Origin of the sequence: Stenotrophomonas sp. LGBM10 (assembly GCF_046736075.1) — a bacterium.
GTDB lineage: Bacteria > Pseudomonadota > Gammaproteobacteria > Xanthomonadales > Xanthomonadaceae > Stenotrophomonas.
Genome location: NZ_CP177163.1, coordinates 418826 through 433780, shown reverse-complemented (window position 1 = coordinate 433780; position 14955 = coordinate 418826). Strand labels below are relative to the sequence as shown.

Here is a 14955-nt window from a genome sequence, read left to right as displayed (position 1 = left end):
GACCGCAAGCGGACGCCCCCCCGTAGAGCCGGGTTCTACCCGGCTGCTCTCCCACAGAAGATCGGGCACTCCCCGGACACAACACTGCAGCGCCGCCTGCTTCAACGTCCGCGCAGCCTCGCCCACGATGCAGGCATGGCCAGCCCTTCTCTACAACGCGGGCGCATCTCCTGCGCCGGCAGCTACTACGTCGTCACCACGGTTACGGCACAGCGCGCCCGCCTGTTCGTCGATACCGCCAATGCGCAGGAGGTCTGCCATTGGCTGCGCGCCTCGGATGACCAGGGTCGCACCGACTCCCTGGCATGGGTGGTCATGCCCGACCATATCCACTGGATGTTCCGCCTGCGCGATACGCCACTGTCGATCGTGCTGCGAACCTTCAAATCGCGGTCGGCGAAAGCCCTCAACCAGAGCAACAGAACCCGAGGCACCGTGTGGCAACCGGGCTACTACGACCAGTTGCAGCGCGACGATCGCCATCTGTTGGCCGAGGCCACCTACATCCTCGCCAACCCCCTGCGCGCCGGCTTGGCCACGGGCATGAACGATTACCCCTTCGCCTGGTGCCGATGGCCAGTGCCGTAGAGCCGGGCTCTGCCCGGCTTGTGTCAGGTGTGCGTGTACCCGACGAAAGGCAGCCGGGTAAAACCCGGCTCTACGGGGCGACGCAGGTGCCCGGCACCGTGACGAAAAGCAGCCGGGTAAAACCCGGCTCTACGTGACGCGCCTGAACCGGGCTCTGCCCGGCTTGCGCCAGGCGTGGAGTCACCCAAACGAACGGCAGCCCCGTAGAGCCGGGCTCTGCCCGGCTTGCGTCAGGCGTGCAGGCACCGAACGAAAGGCAGCCGGGTACAACCCGGCTCTACGGGGCGACGCAGGTGCCCGGCACTGTGAGGAAAAGGAGCCGGGTAAAACCCGGCTCTACGAGGTCATGTGCGCACCCGGCACTGTAGAGCCGGGCTCTGCCCGGCTTTTGTCAGGTGTGCAGGCACCCAAACGAACGGCAGCCGCGTAGAGCCGGGCTCTGCCCGGCTTGCGTCCGGCGTGCAGTCACCGAACGAAAGGCAGCCTGGTAGAACCCGGCTCTACGGGGCGCCGCAGGTGACGCCGCATTGCGTTACTGCGGTACCCGCACCATCCGGGTCATCAGGTGCTCCACCACGCCTTCGGGGTGCGCGGTTCGCCCCACGTGTGTGCTGGACATCTGCACCACGGAGCTGCGTTTGGCGGTGAGGAAGTGGAAGCGTGCCCGCGCCGGCAACCGGGCGATGGGGCCGGCGTCGGCGTCGCCGCGGCAGATGGCCACGATCGCGTCCAGCCAGGGCTGCAGCGCCTCCCTGTCCAAGGTCGGTGCGAACGCCTGCATCCGCGTGGCATCGATCTCGATCGCGGCTTCCAGGTGCTTTGCGCCCGGACACGAGACGATCACGCCGACGTTGATGAACTCTTCGCGCTCCACCCGCGGTACCACGCGGATGATCGCGTAGTCATACGTGTGCAGTGTGGGCACGGACGGCCTCCTGGACGAATGCGGCACGCATGCGCAGGCGATGGATGAGGTAATCGATGTAGGCCTGGCGATACGCCGCCGGGTTGTCGAACGCCGGTTCGTCGACCAGCCAGCTGTCCGGTACCAGGCCGACGATGCGTTCGATCTCCGCATCGGGCAGCAGGGCGGCCAGCGCCCCGTCCACTGCATCGATCTGCGTGGCGAACGGCAGCAGCACGTGGTCCTGGATCAGGACGAAGGGCTTCACGCAGGCATCGCCGGCAGTGGCCCAGTCGTGGTGGAAGTACATCGCCGCGCCGTGGTCGATCAGGTACAGCTGCCGGTGCCACACCATCAGGTTGGGATTGCGTGCGGTGCGGTCCACGTTGCTGGTGAATGCATCGAACCACACGATGCGCGAGGCCAGATCGGCGTCCACGCGCATGGCGGCCGGATCGTAGTTGATGGCGCCGGGCAGATAGTCGCTGCCCAGGTTCAGGCCTTCGCTGGCGCGGATCAGGTCCTGGATCTCCGGGTCCGGTTCGGTGCGGGCGAACTCGCGGTCGAGTTCGACGAACACGATCTCCGGGATCGGCAGGCCGAGCGTGCGGGCCAGTTCACCGGCGATCAGCTCGGCGATCAGCGCCTTGGGCCCTTGGCCGGCGCCACGGAACTTGAGCACCACCATGCCGTCGTCGTCGGTTTCGACCACAGCGGGCAGCGAGCCTCCCTCGCGGAGAGGCGTGATGTAGCGGAGGGCGTGGACGGTGCGCACGGCGGTATCGGAAGGGAACGTGCACGCATCTTACCGTGACGGTGCGCCGCAGGCCGGCGGGGGGCGGCTTTGCTGCATTGGGCGACTAGCCCTTCCGGCCCATTACCGGCCCGCGCGGCGATGCTAGATTCGGGACCTTGCCCCCGTGCGGGCACCCATCACCACTAGGGGTAAAGGATGCTGATCCGTCGTACCGCTCTCGCCGCGGCTGTTGCCACGGCCGCGCTCGGCCTGCTGGCCGCCGGCCCGGCCTTCGCCGACTACGCCAAACCGCCGGAACACCTGCTCAAGGTGCTCAAGGCGCCGCCGCCGCCGATGCCCAGCGTGGACCCGACCGGCCAGCGCCTGCTGTTGACCACCGCTCAGACCTATCCGTCGATCAGCCGCGTCGCGCAGCCGTACCTGAAGCTGGCCGGCGTGCGCCTGGAGCCGAAAAACCGCAGCCGTCATGACACCCAGGGCGGTTACGGCATCCCGGCCTGCGTGGCCGATTTCACCCTGGTCGACATCGACAGCCGCAAGCACACGCCGGTGTCGATGCCGCAGGGCTGCGCCGGCAATGCGCAATGGTCGGCGGACGGCCAGCGCTTCGTGTTCCAGAATGCAGTGGATACCTCGGTGCAGCTGTGGGTGGGCGATGCGGCCACCGGCCAGGTCCGGCAGATTCCCGGCGTGCAGCTCAATCCGATCTTTGGCTACACCGTGCAGTGGCTCGGCGGCACCCAGAACCTGCTGGTCAAACTGGTGCCGGCCAACCAGGGCGCGGCACCGTCCAACGAAGATGGCGCGGCCGGCCCGGACATCCAGGAATCGCTGGGTGCCAAGGGCGAGAGCAGCACCTACGAATCGCGCGACACGCTGACCAGCGTGCATGACGAAAAGCTGTTCGCCTACTACGGCCAGTCGCAGTTGGCGGTGGTGGATGCCAACGCCGGCAGCGTGCGTCCGATTGGCGCGCCGGCACTGTACAACGACGTCTCGCCCGCGCCCGATGGCGTGCACGTGCTTACCGAAACGCTGAAGGCGCCGTTCTCGCACGCGGTCACCTACCAGCGCTTCGCCAACGACGTGGCGGTGCTGGACCTGGGCAGCGGCCGCAGCACCCCGGTGGCCAGCCTGCCGCTGGCCGACCGCGTGCCGGTGCATGGTGTACCGGAAGGTCCGCGCGACTTCGATTGGCGCTCCACCGATCCGGCCACGCTGGTGTACGCAGAGGCGCTGGACAAGGGCGACTGGAAGGTCAACGTGGCGCACCGCGACCGCGTGCTGATGCTGAAGGCGCCGTTCACCGGCAAGCCGGTGGAGATCGCGCGTACCGCGCAGCGCTTCGAAGGCATCGCCTGGAGCGCCAACCCGGCCGTGTCGTTCCTGTACGAAAACGATGAGAACCGCCACTGGCGCCAGACCCGCATCGTCGATGTGGACCGGCCGACGCAGGCCGGGCGCCTGCTCTGGGATCTGTCCAGCGATGAGCTGTACGGCGACCCGGGCAACCTGGTCTTCAAGCGCCTGCCCAACGGTGCCAGCGTGGTGCGCCAGGAAGGCAACAGCGTGTTCCTGCGCGGGCAGGGCGCCTCGCCGCAGGGCGATCGTCCGTTCCTGGATCGCCTGGACCTGGGCTCGCTGAAGAGCGAGCGTCTGTTCCGCAGCGATGCCGATGCCTACGAACAGTTCCTTGGGTTCACCGGCACCGCCGGCCGCGTGGTGACCTGGCACCAGTCGGTAACCGACGCACCCAATGCGTTCGTGCGCACCCTCGGCGAGCGCACCGCGTCTGCTGCCAAGGGCGAGGCGGAGTTCGCGTCCACCCCGGCCGCGCTGACCCAGCTGGCCGACCCGACCCCGGAAGTACGCCAGATCCAGAAGCGCCTGGTGACCTACAAGCGCGCCGACGGCGTGGACCTGTCGTTCACCCTGTACACGCCGCCGGGCTACAAGGAAGGCCAGCGCGTGCCGGCGATCCTGTACGCGTATCCGGCCGACTTCGCCAACGCCGCACAGGCCGGCCAGGTGTCCGGCTCGCAGCAGACCTTCACCCGGCTGGCACCGTACCGGCTGATGCTGCTGGCCGGCTACGCGATCATCGACAACGCCTCGTTCCCGATCGTCGGCGATCCCAAGACCGCCTACGACACCTACCTGGAACAGTTGGAAGCCGATGCCAAGGCCGCGGTGGACAAGGCCGTGGACATGGGCGTGGTGGACCGCAACCGGATCGGCGTCACCGGGCACAGCCACGGTGGCCTGATGACCGCCAACCTGATCGCGCACACCAACCTGTTCAAGGCCGGCGTGGCGACCAGCGGGTCGTACAACAAGACGTTCACGCCGTTCGGCTTCCAGAACGAGCGCCGGTCGGTGTGGCAGGCGCAGGACGTGTACCTGAAGGCGTCGCCGTTCTTCTACGCCGACAAGATCAAGCTGCCGCTGCTGCTGGTCCACGGTGAGGACGATGCCAACCCGGGCACCGAGCCGTTCCAGTCGCGCAAGCTGTTCCAGGCGATCCGCGGCAACGGCGGCACCACGCGCCTGGTGATGCTGCCGCATGAGCCGCACTGGTACACGGCGCTGGAATCCAACGAACAGCTGGTCTCGGAAATGCTCACCTGGTTCGATACGTACGTGAAGAACGCACCGGCCAGCACGCACTGACCGGGCGGTAACGAGCGCGACGGCCGCGTCCTTCGGGAGGCGGCCGTCTGCGTTTGGGCGCATCGCCATTGCAACGGGCGCTAGACTGGCGGTTCGCATCGAACCGGAACACCTGCCATGCCGCAGTCGACCCCTACCGTGGTCCTGAGTGCCGCCATCGCCCTGCTTGGCGTGCCACTGCCCGGCGGCGCTGTGGACGCGCCGCCGATCGGCCCGCCGGCGGTCAACCCGCTGTACGTGACGCCTGCGGAGTCACTGACAACGGATCAGGTCCGCTATCTGCAGCAGCAACTCCTCGACTGGCCGCAGCTGCAGCGCTACCGCGCGGAGAATGCCGCGTTGCCGCCTGCGGTCGCGGGCGAGCCACGCGTGGTGTTCTTCGGTGACTCCATCACCGAAGGCTGGGGCCGCACCGGCAGCGACACGTTCTTCCCCGGCACGGGCTACCTCAACCGCGGCATCTCCGGGCAGACCACCGCGCAGATGCTGCTGCGTTTCCGCCAGGACGTGATCGCATTGCGCCCGGCGGTGGTGGTGATCCTGGCCGGCACCAACGACATCGCCGGCAACACCGGCCCGGCCACGCAGGCGATGATCGAAGACAACCTGCATGCGATGCGGGAGCTGGCACAGGTGCACGGTATCCGTGTGGTGCTGGCCTCGGTGCTGCCCGTCAGCGAGTACCCGTGGCAGCCCGGCGTGCATCCGGCGCCGAAGGTGCGCGCGCTCAATGCCGCCCTGCAGGCCTACGCGCGCGACCAGGGCCTCGTGTACCTGGATTACCACCGCGCGCTGGCCAACGCCGATGGAGGCCTGGATCCCGCGCTGGCCGCCGATGGCGTGCATCCCACCCCTGCCGGGTACGCGCGCATGGCGCCGCTGGCCGCGCAGGCCATCGCCGAGGCGCTGGCACGCTAGCGCGTTCCATCCGTGGTCGTGCACGGGCGCTGGCGGTAGCATTGAATGTCCCGTTTCCAGATGCGATTTCCATGCCCATCGTGAACCTGCCGCAAGGCGCACTGCACTGGACCGAGGCGGCGCCCGATGCCGATGCCACCGCCGTCGTGCTCCTCCACGGTCTGGGTGGCGACGCCGGGTTCTGGGCGCTCGAGCAGCGTGCGCTGTCCGCGCGCTTCCGCGTGCTGGCGCTGGACCTGCGCGGCTCCGGCCTCAGCGCGGGCGTGGACACGCCCTTGTCGATCGAACGGCTGGCCGGGGATGTGGTGACGATGCTTGACGCTGCCGGCATCGACAGCGCGCATGTGGTCGGCTTCTCGATGGGCGGGCTGGTGGCCCAGGCGCTGGCGGTGTCCGCGCCGGAGCGGGTGCGCAGCCTGGTGCTGGCGGCCACCTTCGCCACCACCGGCGTGCAGTCGCGGCGGTTCCTCGAGGCTGTCGCCGAGGTGTATGCAGGTGGGGCGACGGCGCGACAGATGTTCAACCTGGTGCTGCCCTGGCTGTTCTCGGCGCGCTTTCTGGCCGATCCCCGTGCGGCGCCCTACCTGCACTATCCCGACGACGCGCCCGATGAGCAGCCGCGTGCGGATTGGCTGCGGCTGCTCGACGCACAGCTCCGCTACGATGGCCGCCCGCACCTTGGCGCCATCCGGGCGCCCACGCTGGTTCTGTGTGGCGACGAGGACCGGCTGGCGCCGCCCGAGGATGCGCGCGCGCTGGCCGATGGCATCCGTGGCGCCGTGCTGGATACGCTGCCCGGTGGGCACCTCATCAACGTCGAGTGCGCCGACGCGTTTCCTGCACGCGTGCAGGCGTTCTTGATGGCGACGGAGGCTGCCGCGCGCTGATACCGCGTGGCGCGTGGTCAGTCGTCGTCCAGATCGAACAGCGCGATGGCGTTGGCGGCGTGGGCCATCTGCGCATCGGGTACCGGACCCTGGCGATCCATGTCCACCAGCGCCTGGTTGAGGTCCACATAGGGCCGCATGCGGGTTTCGTAACGGGCGAAGGCCGCGGCGGGCGCAGTGGGGCTGCGCGCCAGCTCGCGCGCGAGCACATAGGCGCCGACCAGGGCCAGGCTGGTGCCCTGGCCGGAGAACGGCGATGCGCAATGCGCGGCGTCGCCAACCAGCGCCACACGGCCGCTCGACCAGGATGGCAGCATTACCTGCACCAGTTCACCGAAGTAGAACGCGTCCGTGGTCTGCGCCGCCGCGGCAAGCGCGCGCCAGCGGCCCCCGAGTGGCTGCAGGCGGGCCTGCACCAGCGCGCGCTGCGCAGCGACGTCATGGCGCAGCGCCGCATCCACCTCGGCACCGAACCCCGCCCCGATACGCAGCCCGGTACCCTGGCTGTCCGGATACACCACCACGCCCAGCCCGGCATCGCGGTACATCCATTCCCGTGCGCCCAGTCCCACCACGTTGGGAGCGCTGTAGAACGCCAACGCGCCTCCGAGTGGCCGCAGGCATTCGTCGCCGGCCTTCAGCACCTGCCGGCGTACCGATGAATAGACGCCGTCGGCACCGATCAGTACGTCGAACGTGCGTGAGACGTGCCCGGCAAAGCTGGCGGTTACCCCGTGCGCATCCTGCTCGATGGCGGTGATGCGCTCGCCGTACTGCGTGTACGCCGGGGCATCGGCGGCCTGCGCGAGCAGGTCGCACAGGGCGTCGCGGAAGATCTCGATGTCCGCGCTGTCGAGGCGGCCGGCGCTGAAGGTGCGGGTGTCGTCGCGGCCGATCTCCATGCCATCGCGGTCCAGCAGCGTCATGCCCTGCAGGCGGGTACGCTGCCGCTGTACCGCATCGAGCAGGCCCATCGCCGCGACCACCTGCAGCGCGGCACCGCGGATGTCCACGGCATGGCCACCGCCGCGCGGCATCGGTTCGCGCTCCACCAGGGTCACGTGGAAACCGACGTGTCGAAGCCACCATGCGACAGCGAGGCCGGCCACGCCGGCGCCGCAAACCAGGGCAGTGGGAGAGTGCTGCATGGTGCATCGTCCTGCGGAAGAAAGAGAGACAGGCTACCCACGGCCTGCGCGCGCGGCTTGACCTGGGTCAAGCGCGGCGCAGGTCAATGCGTCTGCGGCAGGCCGAGCAGTTCGGACAGCCCCAGCCAGCCGATCTGCACACCGATGCACAGGATCACGAAGGCCAGCAGCCGCAGTACCACCTGCATGCCGGTCCGGCCCAGCAGCGACTGCAGGCGGCAGGCATAGCGCATGCACAGGTAGATCAACGCGCACAACACCAGCAGCGCGGCGCTTGCGGCCGCGACGTGGACCAGCGCCGGTCCCTCGGCCGGCGAACTGGTGCCCACGGCGATCGCCACGGCGATCGAGCCGGGCCCCACGGTGATGGGCAGGGTGAAGGGGTAGAAGATCTGCGAGGCCAGCGTGGCATCGGTATCGTCCCTGGCTTCCTCCTCTGCGGCGCCTGCCAGCGAGCTACGGTCCGGCTGTGCGGGGGCCTGCAGCAGCCGCCAGCCGGTGGCCGCGATGACCAGGCCGCCAGCCAGCCGCAGCACCGGGATGGAAATGCCGAAGAACGACAGGACATACGCGCCGACGCCGATCGACGTGGCCAGCATCACCAGGCTGTTCAGGGCGACCGCGCGTGCCACGTGGGTCCGTTGGGCAGGCGTGGCGTCGGGCAGGATGCCCAGCACCATCAGGGCCGAGCCGGGCGGATTCACCACGGGCAGCAGGCTGGTGAAGATCACCAGGAAGGCATGCGTGAAATCGTTCCACATGGCAGGCCGGCCTCCGCCGCATCGCACGTCTTGGACAAGGCACCACGATGGCGGCCCGGCGGTGACCACGGCTTGATCCAGGTCAAGCCCGGGCCGGAATCGGCACGTACGCTGGAATGCGCTTCCCATCAGGAGACCCACGTGACCATTTCGACACGGCGACGCCCACGTGTTGACCTGCACCGATCGGGGGGCTGGCCCGCCCGCTGGCGGCTGGCCTGCGCGCTGATGCTGGTGGTCCCGGGTGGGCTGGCCGGCCCGGCCTGGGCCCGCGCGCCCATCCCGGCCTTCTACCAGCCGGACGCCGCCGCGCTGGCGGGTGCTCCCGGGACGCTGATCCGCATGGAGCCGATCAACGATGCACCGGCCGGGGCGGTCGGCTATCGCCTGCTGTACCGTTCGCGCGCGCCGGACGACACCCCGATTGCCGTCTCGGCGGTGGCACTGGTGCCGACCCTGCCGGCACCAGTGCAGGGGCGGGCCATCGTTGCGTGGGCGCATCCGACCTCCGGTGTCGAACCGCAGTGCGCGCCGTCGCTCGCTCGCGCGCGCTTCCGCGACATCCAGGGACTGGCGGCGCTGCTCGCCCAGGGCAACATCGTCGTCGCGACCGACTACCCGGGGCTGGGTACGCCCGGTCCACATCCGTATCTGGTTGGCATCAGCGAAGCCCGCGCCGTGCTCGACTCGGTCCGCGCGGCCAGCGCGCTGCCCGGTGCGCAGGCCGGACGCCGCTATGCGGTGTGGGGCCATTCCCAAGGCGGGCATGCGGCGTTGTTCGCCGCGGGCATCGCGGCGTCCTATCTGCCCGAATCCACGCTGGTGGGTGTCGCGGTGGCGGCACCGGCGACCGCGCTCGATACGCTGCTGCGCGACGACGCCGGCTCCGATGGCGGGCGCAACATCACCGCGATGACGCTGTGGTCCTGGCACCGCGTGTACGGTTTGCCGCTCGATGATGTGCTGCAGCCCAGCGCCGCGCCATCGATGAACGCGCTGGCCGCCGAGTGCATCGAAACGGCCTACGACCTGGTGGAGCGCAAATGGTCGGGGCGTCGGCTCAAGCGGCAGTTTCTGTCGGTGCCGGACATCGCCGCAGTGGCGCCGTGGACGCGCCTGCTGCAGGAGAACATTCCCGGCCTGCCGCCAGCGTCCCTGCCGGTGTTCATCGCGCAGGGGGAGGCCGATACGCTGGTTCGCCCTGCGGTCACCGCCGCCTATCGCCAACGCCTCTGCGACCAAGGCAGCCCGGTGCGATGGGTGTCGCTGCCCAAGGTGGGGCACGGCTTCATCGCCCGCGACAGTGCCGCGGCGGCCACCGGCTGGATCGGCGACCGGCTGGCCGGCTCAACCCCTGCGCCGGACGACTGCCCGCACTGAATGCAGGGCCGGCCCACCGCAGCGACGCGGGGCAGCACCGATACGCGTGCTGCCCCGGGGCCGATCAGTAACCCCACCACGGCCGGCAGTGCAGGTGGCCGTAAGGGCCACGCCAGCAGCGTCCGCCGGGATAGTTGCGTGGACCGCCTCCCCAGCCCCACGGACGCGGGCCGTACATCGCCGGGCCATACCACCAGTCGATGAAGACGCTCACCTGTTGACCGGCATCGGGCAGGGTGCCGCCCAGCGTGCGGATGTCGTAGGTGAGGTTGCCGCCGCTCAGGCGCGGGTTGCGCAGCTCGACCACGGTCAGGTCGGTCTTGCCATTGACCACGGTCGAGACGGTGGCATTGGGTGGGTCCTTCTCGAAATCGTCCTTGCCGCTGCCCCAGTAGCTGACGAACCTGGCCGTGGCGACATCGCCGGTCATGCGTTCGGGACGGTCGGTGAACATCAGTGTCTGCCCACCAACGCCCTGGATGGTGAGGGTCTTGCCGTCGGACTGGAAGCCGTTGCCGGTCTGCACGAACAGCCAGTTGGCCGCCGGCATCGGCTCCACGCCGGTCTCGGCCGGGGTATCGGTCCTGGGGGCGGCCTGCGCCTGCAGGGCACTCACGGGAAGGAGGAGCAGCAACGCCACTCCGATGGAAAGCCGCTTCATCGCACTATCTCCAGGAAAGGGGGGAGCGGCCCAGACAGTAGGCGGCAGGGCGGGGCGGCCACTTGATGCAGGTCAAGCGCGGGCCAGATGGGGACGGTGCCGGCTCAATGCGGTACACGCCACGCCAGCCGCGCCAGCACCAGCAGCACCACGCCGAACAGCAGCAGCGCGAGGTGCCCGTGCTGGTTCACGGCGAGCAGGCCCAGGCTGAGCAGGCCCGTTGCCCCCAGCCCGATCGCCACCACCCGTGCCGGGGCGAGGGCGCCTGCGTCGTCCGCGCCCAACGGCGTCGGCGCGTAGGCGTCCATGCGCGCGCGGATGACCCGCCACTGCGGCTGGTCCCGTCGCGCGCACAGCTGTGAGACGGTCAGGATCAGCACCGGCAGCACGGCGCCGACCAGCACGTCGGTCAGCCGCGGATTGGCGTGGATCCACCTCCCCGCCGTGCTGCTGGCCCACGCGCCGCCCGGCCCCAGTCCAATGCGCACCACCATCCCGGCAGTGAAGCTCGCCAGGGCGGTGACGAATACCGTGACCGTGCCGATGCGGCCGCTCAGCAGGCCCCACAGCGTGGGGGCCATCAGTGGTCCGAACAGCATGCCGGTCACCGTCAGCACGATGGTCTCCGCGCCGCCCATGCGCGGCACGCACAGCGCCACCCCGATCAGCGCCGCACCGATCGCCAGGGCGAACGCGCGGCCGGCCGCCACCAGCCGGCGTTCGCTCCATGCGTCGCCGAGCCAGGGCCGGTAGAACTGTTCGGTCAACACGCCGGCAAACACATTGATCTGGCCGCTGATCGCACTGGCCGTGGCCGAGAACATCGCCGCCATCATCACGCCGAGCATGCCCGCCGGCAGCACCCGCTGGCTGGCGAGGATGTAGGCCTGTTCGGGATCGGCATCGGCCTGCAGCATGCGGAACAGGATGGGTGGGGTCAGCCACACCGCCGGGCTAACCAGATACAACACGCCGAACAGCCAGGCGCTGCGGCGTGCATCGCGTTCGCTCGGCACGCAGATGTAGCGCTGCGCGAATGCCCATTCCGCGCCGACCAGAAAGAAGTGCACGGCAACCCAGCCGGCCATGAACCACAGCGTGTACCGGTCCGAGAACGGCAGGAAAAAGCCGTCCGGCAGCGTGGCGGCCGGTGCGCTGGCGTGCACCTCCAGCCACAGCAGCGGAATCACGAACAGCACGGCCAGCTGGAGCACGATGAACTGCAGCACGTCGGTCATCAGGACCGCCCACAACCCGCCGGCCACGGTGTAGGTCACCACGATGGCGCCGAACAGCACGATCGCGAACGCCAGCGACAGGTGGCCGGTGGCGGCGTCGCGCAGCGGGTGGCCCGGTGCCAGCGGCACCAGCGCCACCAGCATCACCGCCAGCGCATACAGGGCCACGCCGGTGGAGAGGATGCGTACGGCCATCATCGCCCAGGTGTACAGCTGCACGGCCGACGGGCCGAAGCGCAGTGCGACGAACTCGGCCGGCGTGCCTACGCCGGTCCGGCGCCAGCGGCCGGCAACCCGCCAGCCCACCAGCAGCCCGGCGACACCGATGCAGGTGTTGATCGCGATGGCAACCACGCCCTCGCGGTAGGCCAGCCCGCCCCACACCACGAACGTGCCGGCGGACTTGAGCGTCATGAAGCTGCTCAGTCCCGCCACCCACCACGGCGAGCGGCCCCCCGCAGCGAACATGTCGCGCGAACGCCGGTTGCGCCGGGCGTAGTACAGGCCCACGGCCAGCGTGCCCAGCAGATAGCCGCCCAGCACCAGGAAGTCGATCAACGCCACGTCCGCTCCTTGCCGTCCACCGCGCGATGCCCTCAGAAATGCATCCGGAATCCCAGTCCTGCGTAACGCCGTGCATCACGTGCCAACTGCTGCGCGTAGGCATTGGCGCCGCCCGCGGTGCTTACCGCCATGATGTTGGCCACGTAGGCCTGGTCGGCCAGGTTTTTCACGAACAGCCCCAGCTCATACCGGCCCGCGGCGAAGATCAGGCCCATCGACAGGTCGACGATGCCGTAGGCCGCCTGGACCATCTGCGGGTTCTGGCTGATGTCCAGCACCACGGCGTCCTGCCAGCGGTAATCGGCCTGTACGAACAGGTCCACCTGCGATGTCAGCGGCGCGTCGTAGCGGGCACCGAGCACATAGCGCCAGCGCGGCGCGTTCATGAAGGGCTTGCCGTCCAGGTCCTGCACTGCCGCAGCGCCGGGCGCGGCGGGTAGGCAGCCCTGTGCCACGCTCTGCCCGGTGTAGCACGGTCCGGCGCGAACGCCGTCGAAGCGCGCATCCAGCCACGTCGCACCGCCGGTCACGCTGATGTACGCATGCGGTCGTGCGGTGAACTCCAGCTCCACGCCGTCGATGGACACGCCGCCGGCGCTGGTCAGCAGGAACAGGCCGCTGGCCGCGTTGTACGTCTGCGCCTGGTAGTCCGCGATGCGGGTGTGGAATGCGGTGAGGTTGAGCATCAGGGCGTTGTCGAACACCGTGCTTTTCACGCCGGCCTCGAACAGATCCGTGGTCTCCGCCGGTGCGGGCAGCTGGGCGAACTGGGCGGCCGTGAGGCCCAGCGTGGCGGCCAGGCCCTGGCTCTTGTAGCCGCTGCTCCAGGCGAGGTAGGTGGTGATGTCCGCCGACGGTGCGTACGCCACGCTGGCCTTGCCGATGGTTGCGCGGTCGCGGTAGCGGCCGCTGACCGGGCCGAAGGCGGGATTGGTGGCGGGCTGGTCGGTGCCGTTGAAGTAGCCCGCCACGGGGCGCACGAAACGCAGCCGCTGGACGTCGTCGATGACGCGTACGCCTGCGGTCAGGGTGACACGGTCGTGCATGTGCCAGTTGCCCTGGCCAAACAGCGACACATTGCGGCTGTCCACCCGCGAGTGCCCGGCCAGTACCGCGACATCGTCCGCCACACGGGGCAGCACCTCGCCATTGGGCTGCAGCGCGGTCACCGCAGTGATGTTCAGGCCGCGGCGGTCCAGACGGTTGTAGACCGCGCCATCGTAGTAGAACGCGCCCACCACATAGTCGATGGCCGCGCCGATCGGGGATGCCAGGCGCAGTTCCTGCGAAACCGTGCGGCTGGATTCGATGTTGACGTTGGCGGTGATCAGGCGTGCCTGGGTATCGTCCAGATCCACATTGCTGCGGTTGTCGAATCTGCGCCAGGCGCTGATGCTGGTCAGCGTGTGGTCGCGCCAGGCCAGGTTGGCCGTCAGTGCGATGCCATAACTGGTCTGGCGCACGAACGGGGTCACGTCGTTGTTGACGGCGGTGTTGCCGTTGCCCACCTCCGCGGCGCTGGGCAGTGCGCGCGGATCGCTGCTGGCCACCCGCAGTGGCAGCGCGCAGCACCTCGCATCGAGATCGCTGTAGTCCACGCTCAGCGTCGCATCCGAGCGCGCATCGGGCGTGCGCCATCCCAGCTTGCCGCGCACGCTCGAGTGGGTCTGGCCGTTCAGCCAGCGACCATCGCGCAGGTTCCGCACATCGCCGCCCTGGTGATGCAGGACGCCCGCCACGCGATACGCCAGCCCGTCGCCCAGCGGTCCGGACAACGCGCCGTCCAGCCGCTGTTCGTCGCCCTGTGCCAGCATCGCGCCCAGGGTGCCGCTGCGGCGTTCGAAGTCCGGCGCGCGGGTGATCACGCTGATCACGCCGGCCGACGCGTTCTTGCCGAACAGCGTGCCCTGCGGGCCACGCAGCACTTCCACGCGATCAACATCGACCAGCTCGCCAAATGCAGCGCCGGGGCGTTGCAGGACCACGCCATCGACCACGGTGGATACGCTGGGCTCCACGCCGGTGGAGAACACGTCGGTGCCCACGCCGCGGATGCGGATGGCGTTGTTGCGCAGCTCGTTGCCGGCAGCGAAGGTCACGCTGGGAACCCGCGTGGGCAGGGCGCTGAGGTCGGTGATGTGCTGCCGCTCCAGCACCTGCGCGTCCACCACCGACACCGCCAGCGCAATCTTCTGCGCGTTCTCTTCGCGGTGCTGGGCCGTCACGGTGATCGCGTCCAGCGCGGTTACCGTTGGCGGTGCCGTCGTCCCGCCGGCCAGCGGCGGGGCAGCCGCGCGCTGGCCCCAGGCGGCAGGAGCCAGCAACGGCAGGATCGCCACAGCAAGGTAGCTGCTCCGCATCGATCGCCTTCCACGTGCGCGGTACGTCCGGCAAGCCCGGACAGGCACTTCAACGACAAGGGCGGGTCGATACAGGACAGAACCGGCGCGGTTCGGCAGGGCACCGTGTGGCAGTTCCC

General features: G+C 69.3%; 12 protein-coding genes. 5 read left to right on the top strand and 7 right to left on the bottom strand.

Features of this window, described 5'->3' with window-relative positions; all coding sequences use genetic code 11:
- Positions 1–135: 135 nt before the first annotated feature.
- Complete coding sequence (locus ACLB90_RS01920) at positions 136–588, top strand: REP-associated tyrosine transposase (RefSeq protein WP_411851373.1); 453 nt, start codon at positions 136–138, stop codon at positions 586–588.
- 532 nt (positions 589–1120) lie between these two features.
- Here ACLB90_RS01920 and ACLB90_RS01915 read toward each other — a convergent pair.
- Both ACLB90_RS01915 and ACLB90_RS01910 read right to left on the bottom strand, forming a co-directional pair.
- Positions 1121–1513 carry a DUF3037 domain-containing protein gene (locus ACLB90_RS01915; protein WP_411851372.1) on the bottom strand — a complete coding sequence of 131 codons (393 nt, stop codon included), beginning with the start codon at positions 1511–1513 and terminating at the stop codon, positions 1121–1123.
- Complete coding sequence (locus ACLB90_RS01910) at positions 1491–2267, bottom strand: HipA family kinase (RefSeq protein WP_411851371.1); 777 nt, start codon at positions 2265–2267, stop codon at positions 1491–1493. The genes ACLB90_RS01915 and ACLB90_RS01910 overlap by 23 nt, the downstream gene beginning before the upstream one ends.
- A gap of 177 nt (positions 2268–2444) precedes the next feature.
- Between ACLB90_RS01910 and ACLB90_RS01905 the strand changes: the two genes are divergently transcribed.
- The 3 genes from ACLB90_RS01905 (at position 2445) to ACLB90_RS01895 (ending at position 6724) form a co-directional block, all read left to right on the top strand.
- Positions 2445–4919, top strand: a complete 2475-nt coding sequence (locus ACLB90_RS01905; protein WP_411851370.1) for a S9 family peptidase — start codon at positions 2445–2447, stop codon at positions 4917–4919.
- A gap of 117 nt (positions 4920–5036) precedes the next feature.
- Positions 5037–5837 carry an SGNH/GDSL hydrolase family protein gene (locus ACLB90_RS01900; protein ID WP_411851369.1) on the top strand — a complete coding sequence of 267 codons (801 nt, stop codon included), beginning with the start codon at positions 5037–5039 and terminating at the stop codon, positions 5835–5837.
- A gap of 71 nt (positions 5838–5908) precedes the next feature.
- Positions 5909–6724 carry an alpha/beta fold hydrolase gene (locus ACLB90_RS01895; RefSeq protein ID WP_411851368.1) on the top strand — a complete coding sequence of 272 codons (816 nt, stop codon included), beginning with the start codon at positions 5909–5911 and terminating at the stop codon, positions 6722–6724.
- 17 nt (positions 6725–6741) lie between these two features.
- On the opposite strand, the gene ACLB90_RS01890 is transcribed toward ACLB90_RS01895, so the two are convergent.
- Both ACLB90_RS01890 and ACLB90_RS01885 read right to left on the bottom strand, forming a co-directional pair.
- The gene (locus tag ACLB90_RS01890) at positions 6742–7872 is read right to left on the bottom strand and encodes an FAD-dependent monooxygenase (RefSeq protein WP_411851367.1); all 1131 of its coding nucleotides are present in this window, start codon (positions 7870–7872) and stop codon (positions 6742–6744) included.
- Between the two features lie 83 nt (positions 7873–7955).
- Positions 7956–8633 (bottom strand): MarC family protein, encoded by a 678-nt coding sequence (locus tag ACLB90_RS01885; RefSeq protein ID WP_411851366.1) that lies wholly within the window; start codon positions 8631–8633, stop codon positions 7956–7958.
- Positions 8634–8774: 141 nt separating this feature from the next.
- Here ACLB90_RS01885 and ACLB90_RS01880 point away from each other — a divergent pair, with 141 nt between their 5' ends.
- Positions 8775–10013 carry an alpha/beta fold hydrolase gene (locus tag ACLB90_RS01880; RefSeq protein ID WP_411851365.1) on the top strand — a complete coding sequence of 413 codons (1239 nt, stop codon included), beginning with the start codon at positions 8775–8777 and terminating at the stop codon, positions 10011–10013.
- Between the two features lie 64 nt (positions 10014–10077).
- On the opposite strand, the gene ACLB90_RS01875 is transcribed toward ACLB90_RS01880, so the two are convergent.
- The 3 genes from ACLB90_RS01875 to ACLB90_RS01865 form a co-directional block, all read right to left on the bottom strand.
- Positions 10078–10674, bottom strand: coding sequence for a hypothetical protein (locus tag ACLB90_RS01875; protein ID WP_411851364.1), 597 nt, complete (start codon positions 10672–10674; stop codon positions 10078–10080).
- Positions 10675–10778: 104 nt separating this feature from the next.
- The gene (locus tag ACLB90_RS01870) at positions 10779–12476 is read right to left on the bottom strand and encodes a sodium:solute symporter family transporter (RefSeq protein WP_411851363.1); all 1698 of its coding nucleotides are present in this window, start codon (positions 12474–12476) and stop codon (positions 10779–10781) included.
- 32 nt (positions 12477–12508) lie between these two features.
- Positions 12509–14836 carry a TonB-dependent receptor gene (locus ACLB90_RS01865; RefSeq protein WP_411851362.1) on the bottom strand — a complete coding sequence of 776 codons (2328 nt, stop codon included), beginning with the start codon at positions 14834–14836 and terminating at the stop codon, positions 12509–12511.
- Positions 14837–14955 lie beyond the last annotated feature (119 nt).